Below are 17,931 nucleotides of genomic sequence, written 5' to 3' on the forward strand. Positions count from 1 at the left end.
AGCCGTCGTTACCAAAAACGAACCCGGAACCCGTTCCAAAAGTTTTATATTTGTGCTATAATGCTTAATTCCTGGGCTAGTGTTCGGCGTCATGATGAACAAAGGACAACCCAGCCGGACAGCTCTCATGTCGGCCGCGGCCCGTGCGGCACACCTCCTCGTCGATGGGACTCCCTCGATCTTCGTCGACCCCCTGGCGCAGACCTTCCTGGGGGATCGTGCTGAGGAACTGCTCGGCTACCACCGGTCCTACGGTGGGCACCCAGTCCTGTCCGGCGCACGGACGACGGCCGTGACCCGCAGCCGCTACACGGAGGACCGACTCGCCGAGCTGGCCGACCGGGGCGTCGACCAGTACGTGATCCTCGGCGCGGGACTGGACTCCTTCGCATTCCGGTCGGAACTGGCCGACGACGTGAGGGTGTTCGAGGTGGACAAGCCGACGACCCAAGACTGGAAGCGGGCGCTACTGGTTGAGACGGGGACAACGGTGCCACCGTCCGCCTCCTTCGTTCCGGTCGACTTCGAGAAGGAGTCCGCCCGGTCACTCACCGGTCACCTCGCGCGGGCCGGCTTTGATCCGGGCCGACCCGCGCTGGTCAGCTGGCTCGGGGTCACGATGTACCTGACCTCGGAGGCGATCAGGCAGACCCTGGCCGTTATCGGCGGCTTCGCACCCGGCACAGAGCTCATCGTGGAGCACATCCTCCCGGCCGGACTCCGCGACGAGGCGGGGCAGTCGTACGCGGAGGGCGTCATGGCGGCGGCGGCCGAGCAGGGCGAGCCCTGGCGAACCTTCCTCAGCGTCGAGCAGATGGACGCCCTCCTGCTCGAGCACCGGCTCCAGCCGACCGAGTACGCCCGGCAACGCGAGACGATCGACGCTGCGGAGTGGGAACGTTCCGACACGCTCCGACCGTTCGAGTTGTCCGTCCTCGCCCGTGCGAGCGTCCCCACCCGCTAGTGACCTGAGTGTCGGGGTTGCTGGTGATGCCCGGGAGTGGGAGGGCTCGTTCGGGCTGGTCACGGATTGCCCGGGTGGTCTTGGCGATGTTGGTCGCTCCGATGGTTTTCAGCGGGCCGATGGCGAGGTTGCGGAGGGTCGCCATGGCGCGGGGCGCGGTCCCGGTACGAACGGTGGAGGCGTCATCGGTGAAGGTCACGTCGCGCATGTGGTGCAGGGCTTCCACTGTCCGGTGGCCGCGGATCGCGGTGGCCAGGTCGGCGGAAGTGGTCTGGTGAGCGTCGAGGCTGGTGACCGCGTGGACGGTCTCGCGGCTCTCGCGTCGTCCGGTCTGCCGCCGGCGGTGGACGCGGCTGGGCGGGCGTGGGGGAACGCGATTCCGCCGAGTCGGTGACGTGTGGTGGGATCGGACGCATGAGCGATCACGGAACGACGGGGACCGTCGGGGACGAGGCGCGCGCCGGGGCGGTGCGGGACGCCTGGGCGCGCATCGACGCGTGGATGCGCGCCCACGCCCCGGACTCCTACGAGGTGCTGGCGCCGCCCGCCGACCCGGCGGCGGTCGAGGCGGCCCAGGCCGAGATGGGGGTTGGTTTCCCGGCGGACCTCCTCGCCTCCCTCGCCTGTCACAACGGCCTGCGCCACTGGGACAACTGCCTGCCCCTGAGGCCGCCCGAGCCCGTCGCCGGGATCGTCGACCACTGGCAGATGTGCGTCGAGATCGACGAGTACACCCGCGCCGACGAGGACGAGCCGGAGCCCGAGGGCGAGGAGCCCTGGTGGCACCCCCAGTGGATTCCCTGGGCCCAGAGCGACGGCGACGCCCAGATCATCGACATGCGCCCGGGCCCCGACCAGGGCCGCCTCGGCATGGCCTACCACGACCACTGCGGCGTCTTCGCCGACGGCTGGCCGTCGCTGGCGGCGTACCTGACCGAGGTCGCCGACGTCCTGGAGAAGGGCGGGGCGGTGGGGGGAACGTGGGCCCCCTTCCTCACGACCGACGGGGAACTGTGGTGGTCGCTCAAGGGCGAGACCCAGCTCAACGGAGAGCCGCTGACACCGGCGCCGACGGCCGGTTCCTGAGTTCGCGGAGGGTTCTGGGCGAGTTTCTGTCCGCCTGGGCCCAGCGGGTCGCCGAGGCCGCGCAGCCTCGCGGACTGAGGAGGCCCGCGCCGCCCTGCCTCCGCCGGAGGGCGGCCATGGGCCACTGGTCGTCCACGGAGGCCCCGGCGGTCCGGGAAGCGAGATGATCACCGGCACCGCCCACCTGCACGTCGGGGAACTCGCCGATGCGCGGGCCGCCGCCGGGGGCGCCCCGACGCTGTTCGCCGCAGAGCTGACCGTGCACCCGGGCGTGGACTCGATCGCCCGCGACGGGCTTCGTTCGGCCGAGGGGCCACCCGGCGCGATCGGGGTGCCGTGGGCGATCGGGGCACGGGGGCGACGGTGTCCGGGCTTGCGCGGCGGCGGCCGGGGGTGCTCCGCGCGCGGCCTGTGACGTGGAGGGTTCCATGGTGGTCAGGCGGCAGGTTCGGGAAGATGGCCGAGGCGTTTGACGACGCGCTCACGCAGGCGAAGGTACTCCTCTCGGCGCCGGGGCAGAGGTCCTGGCGGGCGCTTGACGGCGCATCCCTCGGTAATGGTCTGGCCGTCCTGGAACTGCTCGTGTGTCAGGTCGAGTTCCGCACCGCTCGGCAAGCGGTTCCACCAGTGGAATCCGTGCTGTTCCCCCGCATGATGGACCTCGCCGACCATGAGATCACCGCCGAAGATGTCGTGCACGATCAGGGCGGTGATGTCACAGTGCCCCCACGCCGGGTTGGCGGGCTGCCAGCCGGCGCGGGCGAAGTCGTCGGGGGAACAGGTGTCGGCGGCCCAACTGCCCCGCAGGGCCTCGTCGAGGACGAGCAGGTTCCAAGGGGTCATGCCTGCAGCATCGCAGCCGCCACTGACAGTGATGCCGGATGTCGACGGGTAGGCATTCAGTCACGGCGTCTACGGGAATGACTTCGAGGCGGACGTGAGGGCAACGGGAACGGGTGGACCTTGCTGCGTTCTCCCGCGAGATCGCTGAGTCAGTGAACGGGCCCTGCCTGCCCGGGCGGGGAAGTGGGAGGACGGATATGCCTCGGCTGTCTGTGAATCAGCGGGAGGCTTCCGCTCCGCCTCCCTGGCGCACCAGGTCCAGGACGGGTGCGTGCAGGGCGGTCGGACCGTCGGCGGGGAAGGGCACGGGGCTCCCGGTCAAGGTGTGGCATTCTGCGGCTTCGGTGTGCTGGGTCGTCAGGTCCGCCTCGCCGTCGCGGCGCAGGTGGTGGCGAGGGTGACATCGCCGGTGACGACGCCGACTTCGGCGGTCGTTGCTCTTCGAGCAGGTCGCGACGGGCGGGGGAGCGGATGGCGTGGGAGTCGGGGGTGGCCGGCCTCGCGGTCGGGATGTTGATCGCCGCGGTGACCGCGCCGGTCGGAGTGTCAGGGGCGCTGTTCCTGCTGCCGGTGCAGCTCAGCGTTTTCGCCGTGCCCAACCCCGCCGTCACCCCCACCAACCTGCTCTACAACGTGGTGGCGGGACCCGGCGCCCTGCTGCGCTACCGGCGCGACGGCGCTCTTGCCGGACCGCTCGCACGCCGCCTCGTGCTGGGCACGCTGCCCGGCGTCGTCCTCGGAGCGGCCGTCCGGGTGTTCGTCCTGCCCGGTCCCCATGTCTTCCGCCTCCTGGTCGCCGCGCTGATGCTGCCTCTCGGCATCTGGCTCATCACCCGAACCCTGCGACCCGCACCCCCTGCGGACCGACGCCCCGAGCCCCGCCCCCGGACGGTGACCGGTCTGGCGCTCGCGGTCGGTGTCGTCGGCGGCATCTACGGGATCGGCGGCGGCTCGATCCTCGGCCCCATCCTCGTCGGACGGGGCGTCCCCGTCGCCAAGGTCGCCCCCGCCGCTCTCGCCTCCACCTTCGCCACATCCCTGGTCGGCGCCTCCACCTACGCCCTGCTCTCCCTGGCCCATCCAGGCAGCATCGCCCCCGACTGGCTGCTCGGCCCGGCCTGCGGCCTCGGCGGCCTCATCGGCGGCTACCTCGGCGCCCGCCTCCAACCACGTCTGTCCGAGACCTTCCTCCGCCTCCTCCTCGGCACCCTCGCCACCGCCGTCGGCACCCTCTACGCGATCGATGTGCTGCGCTGAGCCCGCGATCGACCTCAGGCCTTGCGGCACGGGGGGAACTTCGACGGCACGCGCTCACTCTTCGGTGCCACGGGACACGTCGACGGTGAATCGGTCGGTGTCCATTACCTGGGCCTGGGCCGGTGTGCAGGCGTGCTTCGGCGGCGCCGAGGCCGTCCCGGAGCGGCCGTCGAAGAGGTGGGGCATCACGGTGCGGCCGAGGCTCACCCGCTCTCCCGGGTCCCCTCGTGCGGAGCGTCGGCGGCGGACAGGTCGCCTGAAGAGGTCCCCTGTTGCCCGTCGCCCCGGAGCTGGTCCCGCGCCCACCTCTCGAAGGTGGTGAGGGGCAGGCCCAGATCCTTCGCGAAACCGGGGCGGGCCGGCTGGGGTTCCTCGTTGATGCAGGCCTGCGCGAAGCCCATGTCGGGCATCCCGGCGACGGTCGCCTCCTCGCCGGTCATGTCGGGTGCCGCCAACTCGACGCCCAGGGCGCGGGAGAGGATCGCGGCGATGTCCGTCATGGACAGGAAGTCGCCGGCCAGTTCGAGTTCGACCCGGTCGAGCCGTTCCGGCTCGGCGATGGCCGCGGCCGCCGCCGTGCCGATGTCGGCGACGGCGACGAGGGAGAGCCGGGTCGCGGGCTTGAGCAGGGTCACCAGCCCGCCCTCGACGCCGCGGGGGAACATGATCCGGGCTGAGGGGAGGAAGTTCTCCATGAAGAAGCCCGGCTTGATGAGCGTCCAGTGCGTGAAGCCCGCCTCACGGACCCGGTCCTGGATCCCGGCCTTGGCGCTGTAGTACGGCTCCATCCACGCCCACTGGTCCTTGACCCAGCTGACATGCTGCCCCGCACCGGAGACAGAGGTGTGGACGAACTGCGGGACTCCCGCGGCTCGGGCTCCTTCGATCAGGTTGACGGCCTGCGCGACCTCGCCGTCGAAGCCGCGGCCGTCCATGTCGGGCATCTGGACGGAGAACACCGCGCGCGCTCCTTCGGCGGCGCGGCGTACCGAGCCGGGGTCGTCCAGGTCACCGGTGATGAGCTCGGCGCCCAGCGCCTCGACCGCCTTCGCCCGGTCGGTGGCCGGGTCGCGGACCAGCGCCCGGACGGGAATCCCCGCGGCGATCAGGGCGCGCGCGGTGGCACCGCCCTGGCGGCCGGTGGCGCCGGCGACCAGAACGGGAACAACGGACTGCGTGGTCATGAAGCTCCTCCGCCGAGTACCGAAGGTAAATGGCGGGGCCCGCCGTTTACCCCCGGGTACGATACGGAGGGCCCCGCCACTTAGCAAGCACGGAGACGCCCCATGACCGGCCAGCGCGCGGACGCCCGGCGCAACTACGCCCTGATCCTTGCCATAGCGGAAGCCGAGGTCGCCGCGCACGGTGCCGACGCCTCCCTGGAGCAGATCGCCCGTACCGCCGGAGTCGGATCGGCCACCGTCCGCCGGCACTTCCCCACCCGGAGGGCCCTTCTGGAAGCGGTGTTCAGCAACCGGATCGACGCACTGTGCGCCCTCGCCGCGGAACTCACCAGCGCCGACGACCCACGGTCCGCACTGCTTGACTGGCTGAGCGCCCTCACCCGGTACGCAACCTCCGCACGCGGCATGGCCGATGCCCTGCTCAAGGACGCGGCGGACGAGGCCGATCACGTGAACGCCTGCTCGGCCCGGCTCGGCGGCGCCGTGGACCCGCTGCTGCACCGTGCCGCCCGGTCCGGCGCGGTGGCGCCCGAGGTAACCACGGCCGACCTGATTACGCTGGTCACCGGCCTCACGCTCGCCACGGAGCAGCACCAGGACCCTGCCGCCGAGGCGCAACGGCTGCTCGCCCTGACCGTGCGCGGCATCTGCCCGCGAAGCTGATCCGCACCATGCTGTGGACGCCGGGCTCAGGGCGTGAGGACGATCCTCCCGAACACCTCTCCCGCGTCCATCGCGCGGTGGGCCGACGCCGCTTCCTCCAGCGGAAGCACCCGGTGCACGACCGCGCGCAGCCTCCCAGCCGCGGCATCGGCGAACTGGGAGGCCCGTACGGCCTGCCGGTCGGGCCCGGGCACCGTGTCGGAGCTGAAGGTGGCGAACGACAGCGACCTGCGGAAGCCGGCCATCAACCGCATGCCGAAGTCCACCGGCGGCGGCCCGCCGACCACGCCGACGGCCATGTAACGCCCGTTGGGGTTCAGCCTGTCCACGAAGACCGGAAGCCGCGCACCGGCGACCACGTCGATCACGACATCGAAGCCCTCCGGCGCGTCCGGTCCCCCCTCGCCCGCCCGGCCCAGGACATGGGTCGCGCCGAGCTCCTTCAGCCGGGCACCGCGCTCCGCCGAGGACGTGGTGACCGCCACCGCGCCCGCCCCTCCGCCGGCCGCGAGCTGGACGGCCGTGATCCCGATGCTGCCCGCGGCCCCCCGGACAAGGACCTCGTCGCCCGGCGCGAAGCGGGCCCGCTCCAGAGCGAAGTGGGCCACGACGCCGGAGCCGCCGAGGGCCACCGCCTCCGCGTTGCCGAGGCCATGAGGCAGCGGCAGCACCTCATCGACCGGGGCGACGGCGTACGCGGCATACCCGCCGGACAGGCCGGTGGACGCCCACACACGCCGCCCGACCCATGAGCCGTCCACGCCCTCTCCCAGGGCGGAGACAGTTCCGGTGACCTCACTGCCCAGAAGGTGGCCTGCCCTGAAACCGTGGGAGGGGAGGGTCCCGCGGCGGATGACGGCATCCACCCCGCCCACCCCGATCGCCTCCACGGCGATCTGCACCTGGCCCGGCGCCGGAAGGGGCACGGGCAGGTCGGCGACCTCCAGCCCGCCGGGATCACCGAACGTCCTGATGACGACAGCCTTCATGATGTCTCCCTGAACCGGTGGCGGGACGACGATGCCGCGATCGGACCGTACCGGACCGCTCGGTCCGCCCGACCGAAACGAGAGAGAATGACCCGCCGACTGCCTCGATCCGCCCGCCGCGACGCCCACGACAACCGGGCCCGGATCCTGGACGCCGCCCGCGCGGTGTTCGGAGAGGACGGCCTGGGCGCCCCCGTCCGCGAAGTCGCCCGGCACGCGGGCGTGGCCCCCGCTACGCTGTACCGGCACTTCCCCACCAAGCGGGCCCTGATCGCCGAAGCCCTCACCCAGCAGCGCCGGGCCTGCCACACCGCCGTCCGTGACGCCCTCGCCGACCCGGACCCCTGGCACGGCTTCCAGAGCCTGATCCAGCGGATCTGTGAACTCCACGCACACAGCCGCGACTTCGCCGATACCGCCATGACGGCCTTCCCCGAAGCCGCCGACCTCACCGCCGACCGCGGAGGAACCGTACCGGCGGTCACCGAACTGGCCCGCCGAGCCCGTGCCTCCGGCCGGCTCCGCCCCGATTTCGTCGTCGACGACCTGGTCCTCATGCTCATGGCCCACCAAGGCGTCCTGGACGCCCCTCCCGCCGCCCGGCCGGCAGCCTCCCGCCGCTTCGCCGCCTACGTGATCGAGGCATTCCGAGCCCCATCCGGGACGGGAGCCCCCGCATCGCTGCCGCCGGTCCCGGACCTGCGGCCCTCCGGCTCACCCGGCCCGTCGTGACCCCGTCACCACCACGGTCCGCGGAGCCGGCCGTCGGCGCCCTCGCCACCGAGGCCGGGCGGCGGCCGGCAGGACGCCTGCGGGGCCCGGTCGGCGCTGGGCGGGGAGCCTCGAAGAAGGCCCGATCAGGGCTCACGGACGAAGTGTGCGCAGTCCGGGCAGTCGTCGAGGTAGCGGTGCCGGCACTCGACGGTGTGCAGGAGGAAGGTGATGGCCTGGCGTGTGCGGGCGAGTTCGCCCTCGAGTGCGGTGATCTTCGCCCTCACCACCGCCTGCGCATCCTGTTTCCTCGGCGTCATCGCGGCCCTCACCTCCGGTAGGCACAGCCCGACGCGGCGCAGCTTCAGCACGGTGCGTGCCTGCTCCAGGGCGCTGTCGTCGTAGACGCGGTAGCCGTGGCCGTCGCGGGGCACGGTGAGCGCCCCCGTCTCCTCCCAATGCCGCAACACATGGGCCTCGATGCCACGGGCGCCCGTCGTGGTGCCTCGGTATTGGTCACCGGTGCGGCCGGCAACCTCGGCCGTGCGGTCGTCGACCGCCTCCGGGTACGTGGCGCGTGTGCGCCGCCTGGTGCACCGCCGGACGCCGGGCCTCCCGGACGATGCCGAATCGGTGGTCGGCGACCTCACGGAACCCGCGGTGTTCCGCGCCGCGCTCCGGGACATCGACACCGTCCTTCTCCTCTGGCCCCTGCTCGACTCCGCTCCCGCCCACCCCGTGGTCGCGGAACTCGTCGCGGCCGCGCCCCCGTGTCGTCTACGTGTCCTCGACGGCGATGGACGACGACGCCGCCCGCCAGAGCGATCCCATCGTCCAGGTGCACGCCGACATGGAAGTCCTGTTGCGCGACGCCGGACTGCGGCCCGTGGTCCTGCGCAGTGACACGCTGGCCTCCAACGTCCGTGGCTGGACAGCTCAGTTGCGTGTGGGCGACGTGATCGCCGGCGTGGACACCGCGCGCACGGCCGTCGTCGACGAAAGCGATGTCGCCGACGCGGCCGCGGCCGTACTGCTCGCTCCGCACCACGCCCAACGGGCCCCCGCCCCTTACCTGTTGACCGGGCCCGAGGTGCTCGGCCGGGCCGATCAGGTCGCCCGGCTCGGTGACGCCCTCGGGCGCAGACTGAGCTTCACGGCGCTTCCCGCCGGTCCCGCCCGCTCCCGCCCGGTCCCGCATGCTCGCGGACGGCCGTCCCGAGCGGTTGGTGGAGGCGCTGATCGCCGCCTCGGCGCGCCGACCGGGGTCGAAGCGCGTCACCGATCACGTCGAGCGGCTGACCGGCCGCCCGGCCCGCACGTTCGCGCGATGGGCCATCGACCATGCCGGTGAGTTCAGTTGAGGGACGAGTGCTCTGTGCGGTCGTCGGCCGGTGCCCGTTGGCGCGGCCCTTCACGGCGTGGGGCTCGACTGTCCGGCGGTGGGGGAGGGCATGGCGGGACCGCTCTCCGCGGTGCTCCTTGTGGCGTCACCAGGACAACACTCCCGGAGGGAAGCCCGGATCACGGCTTCGCCGTCGCCCGCGCCCCGAGTTCCCTCCCGGCCCCGCCCCCGACGTCCTCCCGTGGCAGCCGGCGGCGTGTGAGCAGGCCGAGGACGAGGCGCAGGAGTCCTGCCGTCGCCGCGACGACGTGCAGGCCGGTGACGAAGGCCGACCTGGCGTCGGTGACGACCGACGGCGTGAGGCCGGGGAGTTGGAGCGCCTCGTCGAGTGTGGGGGCGAGGCCGGGGACCCCGAGCCGGAACACCGGGGCGGCGAGCGAACCGAGCAGCGCGATGCCGAGGGCGTTGCCGATCTCGTTGCTGGTCTCGGCGATCGCCCCGGCGGAGCCGACCCGCTCGGCAGGGACCGCGGCGACGGCGGTGTCGGCGACGACGGCGAAGGAGATGCCGTAGCCGAGGCCCGCGACCACGGTGGAGGCGATGTGCCGGCCGGTCCCGCCGGTGGCGGTGGTGAGGAGCGGCAGGAGGAGACCGGCGGCGATGGAGAAGTGGCACACGAGCAGCGCGGCGCGCCTGCCGAAGCGGTCGACGGCCCTCGGGGCCACGACGCAGGCCGTGGTGAGCACGACGGCTCCGGGCAGTGCCAGGAGCGCCGACCGCAGGACGGGGAGGCCCCGGTACGGCGCCCGCCCCCGCCCCGCGCGGCCGACCGCCGGGCGGCCGGCGCCGCCGTCGGCCCCCTGCCGAGCCCTGACGAGCCCTGATGGCCCCGGCACGCCGGGGCTCCGCGCACGGGGTTACTTCCCCGGCTTCTGCAGCAGGTGCCCGAGCTTGTTCAGCGCGCTGCGCCGGTGTTCGTCGAGCAGCGCGCACAGTTCGACCGCGTCGCGGCGGCGGGTGGCGGCGAGGATCTCGTCGTGGGCCTTCCTGTCGTAGCGCCGCAGGTTGTCGTCGGAGAAGAACATGGCGCGGTACGGGTCCGACTTGTCCCAGAGCTGGGTGATCAGGCGGAGGAGCTGCGGCATCCCGGCGCGCTCGAAGACCAGGAAGTGGAAGCGCCGGTCCAGCCGGCCCAGTTCGATCACCTGGCCGCTCTCGGCGCTGGCGGCCATCTCGTCCAGGAGCCGGTCCATCGTGACCAGGTCCTCCTCGGTGAGGTTCGGCAGCCCGCGCGTCACCGCCAGGCTCTCCAGGTTGCACCTGATGTCGCACAGCTCGATCAGCTCGTCCATGCCCAGGTAGGTGACGGAGAAGCCCCGCCGGGGACGGTAGGTGACCTGGCCCTCGGTCTCCAGGGTCTTCAGCGCCTCGCGCACGGGCACCACGCTGACGCCCAGCTCCTCGGCGATGGCTTCCTGGCGCAGGGGCTGACCCGGCGTCAGCCGTCCGGAGAAGAGCCATTTGCGCAGCTCGTGCAGGACGGCCTCGTGCACGGTGACCGGCTTCGCGATGCCCGTGGACTGCATGGATCCTCGATTCGCTCGGATGACGCATGACATGCACACAAGTGCACTGCCGTCATCTTAGGTCTTGTTTTTTCTAAGATCCAGCCATACTGTCCTCGGACATCGGACCAGAATGGTCGGTTCGGTATGAACACCCTGATATAGGTGACAGAGGGGGCGAATCATGCATCCCAGAAGTGTCCGGGGTTTTGTCGACGGGGCCTTTGTGGAAGGTTCCGCCGTTTTCGAGAAGATCAGCCCCGTGGACGGCGGCGTGGTTGCCCAAGTGCACGAGGCGGGGCGGGAGGAGGTGGACGCCGCCGTCAGGGCCGCGCGCCGGGCGGTGGACGACGGACCGTGGGCACGGATGAGCACGCCCGACCGCGTCGCCCTGCTGCGCAGGATCGCCGAGGGGATCGAGGAGCGCTTCGAGGACTTCGTCGCGGCCGAGGTGGCGGACACCGGTAAACCGGAGCGCTTGGCACGGGAGTTGGACGTGTCACGCGCCGTCGCGAACTTCCGCCAGTTCGCCGACATGGCGGCGACCGTGGGGCTCGACGCGTTCCACACGGAGACGCCGACGGGGCGAAGGGCGCTGAACTACGCCTTCCGGAAGCCGGTGGGGGTGGTGGCGGTGATCGTGCCCTGGAACCTTCCGCTGCTCCTGCTCACCTGGAAGGTGGCGCCCGCCCTGGCCTGTGGCAACGCCGTGGTCGTCAAGCCCTCCGAGGAGACTCCGTCGACCGCCGCCCTGCTCGCCGAGGTGATGGCCGGGGCCGGGCTGCCCAACGGCGCGTACAACGTTGTCCACGGCTTCGGGCCGGAGTCCGCGGGCGAGTTCCTGACCACGCACCCCGGCGTCGACGCGGTCACGTTCACGGGGGAGTCGTCCACCGGTTCGGCGATCATGCGGGCGGTCGCGCCGGGGGTCACCCCCGTCTCGTTCGAACTCGGCGGGAAGAACGCGGCGATCGTCTTCGAGGACGCCGACCTCGACCGTGCCGTCGCCGGGCTCGCCGAGTCGGTCTTCGCCAACACCGGCCAGGTCTGCCTGTGCACCGAACGGGTCTACGTCCAGCGGTCGGTGTTCGACACGGTGGTTCAGGGACTGGCGGAACGCGCCGGGGCGCTGCGCCCCGGCCGCCCCGACGACCCTGCCACGAACCTCGGCCCGCTCATCTCGCGCAAGCACCGCGAGAAGGTACTCGGCTTCTACGCCGCCGCCCGCGCCGACGGCCGGCTGGTGGCGGGCGGCGGGGTGCCGGAGTTGGGCGGGGACCTGGACGGGGGCGCCTGGATCGAACCGACCGTCGTCACCGGGCTCGACGACGGCCACCGGGCGGTGCGCGAGGAGATCTTCGGCCCGGTCTGCGCCGTACTGCCCTTCGACACCGAGGAGGAGGTGGTGCGCAGGGCCAACGACACGCGGTACGGCCTGGCCGCCGCGGTCTGGACGGAGGACCTGCGCCGGGGCCACCGCGTCGCCCAGCGGATGCGCGCGGGGATCGCCTGGGTCAACTGCTGGTACCTGCGCGATCTGCGCTCACCCTTCGGCGGGTTCGGCCTCTCCGGCATCGGCCGTGAGGGTGGCACCCACTCGCTCCACTTCTACACGGAGCCCACCAACGTCTGCGTGGAGCTGTAGCCGCAGACCCGGGACACCTCGCCACCGCGGACACGCGGACACGCGGTCCGGGCGGGGGTCCCGGGCGCACGACCGTCCCGGCACCGCCCCCCACCGGGGGCACGCCCGGACGCGCGACGACGGCGGAGACCGGCCGCCCACGCCCCTGGCGTGGGCGCGCCCGGACGCGTCGCCGCACCCAATGGACATCTGGAGGACGAAGCACAGTGCAACGGACGCAAGACACCCCACGGAACGGCGCGACCGCGCGAGCGGGCACGACAGGAGGGATCGGCGGGGCCACGCACCCCGACGACGTGGCGGCGGTGCTGGACGAGGCCCAGCGGAGGGCCGGGGCCGTACCGCAGTTCGAGGAAGGGGCCTTCGACCTGGCCGGGGCCTACCGGGCGCAGGAGGCGCTGCTCGCGCTGCGGTGCGCGCGCGGCGAGCGTCCCGTGGGGATCAAGCTCGGCTTCACCAGCCACGCCAAGATGGCGCAGATGGGCGTCGACGAGCTGATCGTCGGACGGCTCACCGACGCGATGCGGGTCGACGACGGGGGCGGCCTGGACATGGGCGGGCTGATCCACCCGCGGGTGGAGCCGGAGGTCGCCTTCCTGCTCGGCGCGGACCTGCGGCCGGGCGAGGAACCGCGGGTCACGGCGGTGGCCCCGGCGCTGGAGGTGATCGACTCCCGGTACCGGGACTTCCGGTTCAGCCTCGTGGACGTGGTGGCCGACAACGCGTCGAGCGCGGCGTTCACCGTGGGGGAGTGGACGGAGGTGCCGGACGGGCTGGCCGACCTCGGCGTACGGCTCGACATCGACGGGACCGAGGTCCGGACCGGGTCGACGGCGGCCATCCTGGGCAACCCGCTGGACGCCCTGGCCGCCGCCGCGGTGCTGGCCGCGCGCTACGGGATCCCCGTGCCCGCGGGCACGCTGGTCCTCGCGGGCGCGGCGACGGCGGCGGCGCCGCTGCCGGCCGGCAGCACCGTACGGGTGAGCGTCGACGGCCTGGGCTCCGCCTCGCTGATCTCGGGGGGCGGCCGTGGCTGAGGCACTGCGGGCGGCGGTGACCGTCGAGGGCAAGGCGGTCCCGCGCGGCCGGTTCCCCCATGTCCGCCGGGCCGGGGACCTCCTCTTCATCTCCGGGACGAGCAGCCGCCGTCCGGACAACTCGATCGTGGGCGCGGAGAGCGACGCGATGGGCACGACGCGGCTGGACATCCGGGAGCAGACCCGGGCCGTGATCACCAACATCGCCGATCTGCTCGCGGCGGCCGGCGCGGACCTCTCGGACCTCGTCCAGGTGACGTCGTACCTGGTCAACATGAACGACTTCGGCGGATACAACGAGGTGTACGGGGCCTTCTTCGACGAGTCGGGGCCGACCCGTACCACCGTCGCCGTGCACCAGTTGCCGCACCCCCATCTGCTCATCGAGATCCAGGCGGTCGCCCATGTGCCCGCGGACCCCGCACCGAAGGAGAACCCCTGATGGACATTCCCACGACGGCCCACTTCACGCGCTGGCTGAAGGAGCACGCCGAGGAGCTGCTGCCCCCGGTGAACAACAAGGTGGTGTTCGAGGGCTCCGAGGACCTGATCGTGCAGGTGGTGGGCGGGCCCAATGAGCGCACCGACTACCACGTCGACCCGTTCGAGGAGTGGTTCTACCAGATCAAGGGCGACATGCACGTGCATCTGATGGCCCCGGACGGCCCCCGGACCGTGCACATCCGCGAGGGCGAGATGTGGCTGCTGCCGCGCAACATCCCGCACTCGCCCCAGCGGCCCGAACCCGGCTCCATAGGACTGGTGCTGGAGCGGGTACGCGAGGAGGGCACCATCGAGTGCTTCCAGTGGTACTGCCGGGAGTGCAGCGCACTCGTCCACGAGGCGGAACTCCAGGTGAGCGACATCGTCACCGACCTGCCCCCGGTCTTCGAGGACTTCTACGCGGACGAGCGGGCCCGGACCTGCCGCGAGTGCGGCGCCCTCCACCCCGGCCGGGGCGGTGCGGCGACATGACGGTGATCGACGTGCACACGCACCACGTGCCGGGACACTGGCCCGACCTCGCCGAGGTGGCGGGCGGTGGCCGGGACTGGCCGTGGCTGCGCGGCGGGCCGGGCCGCGAGGCCATGATCATGCTGGGTTCCCGGGAGTTCCGCCGGATCGGCGCGGAGTGCTGGGACGTCCCGACCAGGCTGGCCGACATGGACGCCGACGGCGTCGACGTCCAAGTGGTCTCCCCGACACCGGTGTTCTTCGGCTACGAACGGCCCGCGGACCAGGCGCTCGCGGTCGCCCGGGTCTTCAACGACCTCGCGCTGGACATCTGCGCCCAGGCCCCGGACCGGCTGCTGCCGTTCTGTCAGGTGCCCCTCCAGGACCCGGACGCGGCCTGCCGGGAACTGGACCGCTGCCTGGCCGCCGGCCACCGCGGGGTGGAGATCGGCAACCACGTCGGCGACCGCGACCTCGACGACGAGGGGATCGTCACCTTCCTCCAGCACTGCGCCCGGGTCGGCGCCCCGGTGTTCGTGCACCCCTGGGACCTGCCCACCGGGCCGCGGCTGGAACGGTGGATGGCCCAGTGGCTCGCCGGGATGCCCGCGGAGACCCATCTCTCCCTCCTCGCGATGGTGCTCGGCGGGGTCTTCGACCGGGTGCCCGAGAGCCTGCGGATCTGCTTCGCCCACGGCGGGGGGTCGTTCGCCTTCTGGCTGGGCCGGATGGACAACGCCTGGCACCGCAGGAACGACGTGGTCGGCACCTCCCGGATGCCGCCGTCCTCCTATGTCGGCCGGTTCTTCGTGGACAGCGTCGTCTTCGACGAACGTCCGCTGAGGCTGCTGATCGACACGCTCGGCGCCGAGCGGGTGATGCTCGGCAGCGACTACCCCTACCCGCTCGGAGAACGACCGGTGGGTGCCGTGGTGCGCGGCTCGAAGACGCTCACGGCCGACGAGCGGGGCCTGGTGCTGGGCGGGAACGCCCTGCGGTTTCTCGGACCGCGCGGGGCGCGGTCGAACTGAGGTGGAGGCCACGGGCATCCACATTCCTTTGAAGAAAGGTTTCTCTGGTGTTCTCCATGACAATGCGGCGCAGACGGGCGGTCGTCCTTCTCGCGGCTCTCGGCCTCGCGGCCACGGCGTGCACCGCCGGCGGCTCCGGCAGCGGCGGCAGCGGCGGCGGTGGTGAGAAGCGGACGTCCGACACCCTCACCGTCAACTGGGCGACCGGCAACACCACCCTCGACCCCGCCGCGGCCTGCAACCAGGACGACCTCAGCCTCATCCACAACCTGTACTCGGGCCTCACCCGGTACGCCACCAAGCCGGGGCCCGACGGCACCAGCGAGTACGACCCGACGAAGATCGAGCCGTCCTTCGCCAAGAGCTGGACCGTCACCGACTCCGGTCGCACCTACACCTTCAAGCTGCACGAGGGCGCGAAGTTCCCCGACGGCGGCGCGATGGACTCCGCGGCGGTGAAGTACTCCGTCGAACGGGTGCTGACCATGGGCACCTGCGCCACCTTCTACCTCCAGGCGGGCATGAGCGCCCCGCCCCTGATCACCAAGGTGGAGACCCCCGACGCGAACACCGTCGTCTTCCGCCTGCGCGCCCCCAACGCCGACTTCCTGGCGGGACTGGCGACCCCGGCGGGCAGCATCGTCAACCCCGCGGTCGTCGAGGCCAACGGGGGAGTGAAGAAGGGCACCCTCAGCACCTGGATGGCCGGGAACACCGCCGGCTCCGGCCCGTACTCCCTGACCACCTACCAGCCCAACTCCACGGCGGTGCTCACCGCCAACCCCGGCTACTGGGGCGACAGGCCCGCTACCCCCACCATCCGGATCAACTACGTCACCTCGGCGCCCACGCTCGCCCTGCGCGCCAAGTCCGGCGAGGCCGACGTCACCCTCGGACTGCCCCCGCAGAGCGTCAAGAGCCTGGAGACGGAGAAGGGCCTGCGGCTCAAGGCGCACCGCGCCCCGCTGTTCGCCCAGGTCGCCCTGAGGAACGACGCGGCACCTCTCGACAACGTCAAGTTCCGGGCCGCGCTCACCCTGGCCGTCCCCTACGAGAAGATGCTGGAGTCCGTCGGCTTCGGCTTCGGCGAGCTGTACTACGGCTCCGTCCTGCCCGGCGTCGCCGGCTACGACGCGCCCGGCTCGAAGCCCCTGCGGACCGATGTGGCCGAGGCCAGGAGACTGCTGGCCGAATCGGGCGTGAAGACCCCGGTGACCGTCCCGATGATGATCAACTCCTCCGCGCCGAGCGCCGAGCAACTGGCCACCCTCCTCCAGGGCGTGTGGCAGGAGATCGGCGTGAAGGTGGAGATCGAGAAGCTGGCGCCCAGCGACTTCACCCCCCGCTTCACCAAGGGCGACTACACCTCGGCGCTGGTCCTCGAAGGCCCCGGCGTGCCCACGGCCGGCTACCAGCTCGCCCTCACCGCCTCCTGCGACAGCCCCTTCAACAACGCGAAGGTCTGCATCCCCGGCCTCGACGCGAAGCTCGCCCGGGCCCAGGCCGCACCCGACCCCGGGACCGCCCGGAAGCTCTACGCCGAGATCAACAGCGACTGGCGCGCCCAATCGCCGCGGATCCCGCTGTACGCCCTCCAGCACGTCGCCGTCCTGGGCACATCGGTCACGCACTACTCGTACGCCAAGTTCATGGACTTCACCGACTGGGCCGTGTCCCGCTGACGAGGAGCCCGACCATGGAACCAAGCACCCCGAACTCCGCGGTGCCCGTCATCGAACGGCACCGGAGCGAGGCCCCCGCCACCCCGGCGCCACCGGGCCGGGAGAGGACCGCGAAGGGCCGCGCCCTCCACCGGGCGCTGCGCGCCCCGCGCCGCCAGCCCACACTCACCGCGGCCGGCGGAACCCTCCTGCTCTTCCTGCTCGCCGCGCTGCTCGGCCCGCTGCTCTGGGGCCACGACCCGACCAGGGTGGACCTGGGCAGCGTGCTCGCCGCACCGTCGGCGGCCCATCCCATGGGCACCGACTCCCTCGGCCGGGACGTCTTCGCACGGTTCCTGGCCGGAGCCCGCATCTCCCTGTTCGTCGGGCTCGCCGTCACCGCCGTCGGCGCCGTGCTCGGCGGGACCCTCGGGGTGGTGGCGGGCCTGGCCCGGGGACGCGCGGACAGCCTTTTCAACTGGCTGATCAACACCCTGCTCGCCTTCCCCCCGCTGATGCTCGCCATGGCCGTGGCGGTCGGCCTGGGCGCGGGCACCCTCTCGGGGGTCCTCGGACTGGTCATCGCCTCCGTGCCGTGGTTCGCCCGGGTGCTGCGCAGCGAGGTCATCCGCATCCGGTCCATGCCGTACGTGGAGAGCGCCCAGCTCCTCGGGGCCTCCCGCACCTGGGTGACCCTGCGCCACGTCGTCCCCCAGGTGGTACCGACCCTGGTCATCCAGGCCGCCGCCGCCTTCGGCTGGTCGGTGCTCACCCTGGCCGCGCTCGGCTTCATCGGGCTCGGCCCGCCCCCGCCCACCCCCGAATGGGGCTCGATGATCACCGACGGACTCCAGTACGCGCTGTCCGGCCAGTGGTGGATCGGGGTCTTCCCCGGACTCGGGCTGCTCGTCGCCGTCACCGCGGGCTCCGTCCTGGCCGACCGTGCCCGGGACATCCTCGACCCCCGCGGCTCCTACGACCGGATCTGAAGGAGGCACA

Annotated in this window: 20 protein-coding genes and 1 pseudogene; 14 read left to right on the forward strand and 7 right to left on the reverse strand. The window is 72.1% G+C overall.

The window, feature by feature from the left end; genetic code table 11:
• Positions 1 to 91 precede the first annotated feature (91 nt).
• From GTY84_RS31805 to GTY84_RS31815, 3 genes are all read left to right on the forward strand, one after another.
• Positions 92 to 964, forward strand: coding sequence for an SAM-dependent methyltransferase (locus tag GTY84_RS31805; protein ID WP_237532891.1), 873 nt, complete (start codon positions 92 to 94; stop codon positions 962 to 964).
• 414 nt (positions 965 to 1,378) lie between these two features.
• Positions 1,379 to 2,050, forward strand: a complete 672-nt coding sequence (locus GTY84_RS31810) for an SMI1/KNR4 family protein (protein ID WP_161229893.1) — start codon at positions 1,379 to 1,381, stop codon at positions 2,048 to 2,050.
• Positions 2,051 to 2,213: 163 nt separating this feature from the next.
• Positions 2,214 to 2,465 (forward strand): hypothetical protein, encoded by a 252-nt coding sequence (locus GTY84_RS31815; protein ID WP_161229894.1) that lies wholly within the window; start codon positions 2,214 to 2,216, stop codon positions 2,463 to 2,465.
• 20 nt (positions 2,466 to 2,485) lie between these two features.
• Here GTY84_RS31815 and GTY84_RS31820 read toward each other — a convergent pair whose 3' ends face one another.
• A complete protein-coding gene (locus GTY84_RS31820; protein ID WP_161229895.1) occupies positions 2,486 to 2,893 on the reverse strand; it encodes a hypothetical protein in 408 nt (135 codons plus the stop codon).
• A 471-nt stretch (positions 2,894 to 3,364) separates the two neighbouring features.
• On the opposite strand from GTY84_RS31820, the gene GTY84_RS31825 reads away from it, so the two are divergent.
• Complete coding sequence (locus tag GTY84_RS31825; RefSeq protein WP_161229896.1) at positions 3,365 to 4,150, forward strand: sulfite exporter TauE/SafE family protein; 786 nt, start codon at positions 3,365 to 3,367, stop codon at positions 4,148 to 4,150.
• Between the two features lie 54 nt (positions 4,151 to 4,204).
• On the opposite strand, the gene GTY84_RS31830 is transcribed toward GTY84_RS31825, so the two are convergent.
• Both GTY84_RS31830 and GTY84_RS31835 read right to left on the reverse strand, forming a co-directional pair.
• The gene (locus tag GTY84_RS31830; protein ID WP_161229897.1) at positions 4,205 to 4,357 is read right to left on the reverse strand and encodes a hypothetical protein; all 153 of its coding nucleotides are present in this window, start codon (positions 4,355 to 4,357) and stop codon (positions 4,205 to 4,207) included.
• Complete coding sequence (locus tag GTY84_RS31835) at positions 4,354 to 5,334, reverse strand: NmrA/HSCARG family protein (RefSeq protein WP_161229898.1); 981 nt, start codon at positions 5,332 to 5,334, stop codon at positions 4,354 to 4,356. Before GTY84_RS31835 ends, GTY84_RS31830 begins: the two co-directional genes overlap by 4 nt.
• Positions 5,335 to 5,436: 102 nt before the next feature.
• On the opposite strand from GTY84_RS31835, the gene GTY84_RS31840 reads away from it, so the two are divergent.
• Positions 5,437 to 5,997, forward strand: a complete 561-nt coding sequence (locus tag GTY84_RS31840) for a TetR/AcrR family transcriptional regulator (protein ID WP_161229899.1) — start codon at positions 5,437 to 5,439, stop codon at positions 5,995 to 5,997.
• Positions 5,998 to 6,023: 26 nt separating this feature from the next.
• On the opposite strand, the gene GTY84_RS31845 is transcribed toward GTY84_RS31840, so the two are convergent.
• Positions 6,024 to 6,986, reverse strand: a complete 963-nt coding sequence (locus GTY84_RS31845) for a zinc-binding dehydrogenase (protein WP_161229900.1) — start codon at positions 6,984 to 6,986, stop codon at positions 6,024 to 6,026.
• An 87-nt stretch (positions 6,987 to 7,073) separates the two neighbouring features.
• Between GTY84_RS31845 and GTY84_RS31850 the strand changes: the two genes are divergently transcribed.
• Entirely contained in the window at positions 7,074 to 7,718 is a 645-nt protein-coding gene (locus GTY84_RS31850) for a TetR/AcrR family transcriptional regulator (RefSeq protein WP_161229901.1), read from the forward strand.
• Between the two features lie 125 nt (positions 7,719 to 7,843).
• Here the strand turns inward: GTY84_RS31850 and GTY84_RS35090 are convergent, their stop codons facing one another.
• Positions 7,844 to 8,179: a MerR family transcriptional regulator gene (locus GTY84_RS35090; RefSeq protein WP_161229935.1), complete on the reverse strand. Its 336-nt coding sequence runs from the start codon at positions 8,177 to 8,179 to the stop codon at positions 7,844 to 7,846.
• Between the two features lie 314 nt (positions 8,180 to 8,493).
• Here GTY84_RS35090 and GTY84_RS34440 point away from each other — a divergent pair, with 314 nt between their 5' ends.
• The gene (locus tag GTY84_RS34440; RefSeq protein WP_237532892.1) at positions 8,494 to 9,048 is read left to right on the forward strand and encodes a hypothetical protein; all 555 of its coding nucleotides are present in this window, start codon (positions 8,494 to 8,496) and stop codon (positions 9,046 to 9,048) included.
• 170 nt (positions 9,049 to 9,218) lie between these two features.
• Here the strand turns inward: GTY84_RS34440 and GTY84_RS31865 are convergent.
• Together GTY84_RS31865 and GTY84_RS31870 are read right to left on the reverse strand one after the other, a co-directional pair.
• A pseudogene (locus GTY84_RS31865) lies at positions 9,219 to 9,830 on the reverse strand (MFS transporter); the annotation flags it as partial.
• A 126-nt stretch (positions 9,831 to 9,956) separates the two neighbouring features.
• Positions 9,957 to 10,625, reverse strand: coding sequence for a GntR family transcriptional regulator (locus GTY84_RS31870; RefSeq protein ID WP_161229902.1), 669 nt, complete (start codon positions 10,623 to 10,625; stop codon positions 9,957 to 9,959).
• A 163-nt stretch (positions 10,626 to 10,788) separates the two neighbouring features.
• Between GTY84_RS31870 and GTY84_RS31875 the strand changes: the two genes are divergently transcribed.
• The 7 genes from GTY84_RS31875 (at position 10,789) to GTY84_RS31905 (ending at position 17,921) form a co-directional block, all read left to right on the forward strand.
• On the forward strand, positions 10,789 to 12,249 hold the full coding sequence (locus GTY84_RS31875; protein WP_161229903.1) for a 2-hydroxymuconic semialdehyde dehydrogenase: 1,461 nt from the start codon (positions 10,789 to 10,791) through the stop codon (positions 12,247 to 12,249).
• A gap of 206 nt (positions 12,250 to 12,455) precedes the next feature.
• Positions 12,456 to 13,286, forward strand: a complete 831-nt coding sequence (locus GTY84_RS31880; RefSeq protein ID WP_345943597.1) for a fumarylacetoacetate hydrolase family protein — start codon at positions 12,456 to 12,458, stop codon at positions 13,284 to 13,286.
• A 16-nt stretch (positions 13,287 to 13,302) separates the two neighbouring features.
• Positions 13,303 to 13,728: a RidA family protein gene (locus GTY84_RS31885; RefSeq protein ID WP_265296030.1), complete on the forward strand. Its 426-nt coding sequence runs from the start codon at positions 13,303 to 13,305 to the stop codon at positions 13,726 to 13,728.
• A complete protein-coding gene (locus GTY84_RS31890) occupies positions 13,728 to 14,261 on the forward strand; it encodes a 3-hydroxyanthranilate 3,4-dioxygenase (protein ID WP_161229904.1) in 534 nt (177 codons plus the stop codon). Before GTY84_RS31885 ends, GTY84_RS31890 begins: the two co-directional genes overlap by 1 nt.
• Positions 14,258 to 15,271: an amidohydrolase family protein gene (locus GTY84_RS31895; RefSeq protein ID WP_161229905.1), complete on the forward strand. Its 1,014-nt coding sequence runs from the start codon at positions 14,258 to 14,260 to the stop codon at positions 15,269 to 15,271. The genes GTY84_RS31890 and GTY84_RS31895 overlap by 4 nt, the downstream gene beginning before the upstream one ends.
• Before the next feature lie 56 nt (positions 15,272 to 15,327).
• Positions 15,328 to 16,953 carry an ABC transporter substrate-binding protein gene (locus tag GTY84_RS31900; RefSeq protein WP_237532908.1) on the forward strand — a complete coding sequence of 542 codons (1,626 nt, stop codon included), beginning with the start codon at positions 15,328 to 15,330 and terminating at the stop codon, positions 16,951 to 16,953.
• 14 nt (positions 16,954 to 16,967) lie between these two features.
• The gene (locus GTY84_RS31905; RefSeq protein WP_161229907.1) at positions 16,968 to 17,921 is read left to right on the forward strand and encodes an ABC transporter permease; all 954 of its coding nucleotides are present in this window, start codon (positions 16,968 to 16,970) and stop codon (positions 17,919 to 17,921) included.
• The last annotated feature ends 10 nt before the right edge of the window (positions 17,922 to 17,931 follow it).

The organism is Streptomyces sp. SID8352 (assembly GCF_009862265.1).
Classification (GTDB): domain Bacteria; phylum Actinomycetota; class Actinomycetes; order Streptomycetales; family Streptomycetaceae; genus Streptomyces.

What these genes read in the sequence shown, in the direction of transcription:
- GTY84_RS31815 (WP_161229894.1), top strand. Translation starts at nt 2,214, where the DNA reads ATGATCACCGGCACCGCCCACCTGCACGTCGGGGAACTCGCCGATGCG.
- GTY84_RS31905 (WP_161229907.1), top strand. Translation starts at nt 16,968, where the DNA reads ATGGAACCAAGCACCCCGAACTCCGCGGTGCCCGTCATCGAACGGCAC.
- GTY84_RS31890 (WP_161229904.1), top strand. Translation starts at nt 13,728, where the DNA reads ATGGACATTCCCACGACGGCCCACTTCACGCGCTGGCTGAAGGAGCAC.
- GTY84_RS31805 (WP_237532891.1), top strand. Translation starts at nt 92, where the DNA reads ATGATGAACAAAGGACAACCCAGCCGGACAGCTCTCATGTCGGCCGCG.
- GTY84_RS31810 (WP_161229893.1), top strand. Translation starts at nt 1,379, where the DNA reads ATGAGCGATCACGGAACGACGGGGACCGTCGGGGACGAGGCGCGCGCC.
- GTY84_RS31835 (WP_161229898.1), bottom strand. Translation starts at nt 5,334, where the DNA reads ATGACCACGCAGTCCGTTGTTCCCGTTCTGGTCGCCGGCGCCACCGGC.
- GTY84_RS31845 (WP_161229900.1), bottom strand. Translation starts at nt 6,986, where the DNA reads ATGAAGGCTGTCGTCATCAGGACGTTCGGTGATCCCGGCGGGCTGGAG.
- GTY84_RS34440 (WP_237532892.1), top strand. Translation starts at nt 8,494, where the DNA reads ATGGACGACGACGCCGCCCGCCAGAGCGATCCCATCGTCCAGGTGCAC.
- GTY84_RS31840 (WP_161229899.1), top strand. Translation starts at nt 5,437, where the DNA reads ATGACCGGCCAGCGCGCGGACGCCCGGCGCAACTACGCCCTGATCCTT.
- GTY84_RS31850 (WP_161229901.1), top strand. Translation starts at nt 7,074, where the DNA reads ATGACCCGCCGACTGCCTCGATCCGCCCGCCGCGACGCCCACGACAAC.
- GTY84_RS31820 (WP_161229895.1), bottom strand. Translation starts at nt 2,893, where the DNA reads ATGACCCCTTGGAACCTGCTCGTCCTCGACGAGGCCCTGCGGGGCAGT.
- GTY84_RS31870 (WP_161229902.1), bottom strand. Translation starts at nt 10,625, where the DNA reads ATGCAGTCCACGGGCATCGCGAAGCCGGTCACCGTGCACGAGGCCGTC.
- GTY84_RS31875 (WP_161229903.1), top strand. Translation starts at nt 10,789, where the DNA reads ATGCATCCCAGAAGTGTCCGGGGTTTTGTCGACGGGGCCTTTGTGGAA.
- GTY84_RS31825 (WP_161229896.1), top strand. Translation starts at nt 3,365, where the DNA reads ATGGCGTGGGAGTCGGGGGTGGCCGGCCTCGCGGTCGGGATGTTGATC.
- GTY84_RS31900 (WP_237532908.1), top strand. Translation starts at nt 15,328, where the DNA reads ATGACAATGCGGCGCAGACGGGCGGTCGTCCTTCTCGCGGCTCTCGGC.
- GTY84_RS31895 (WP_161229905.1), top strand. Translation starts at nt 14,258, where the DNA reads ATGACGGTGATCGACGTGCACACGCACCACGTGCCGGGACACTGGCCC.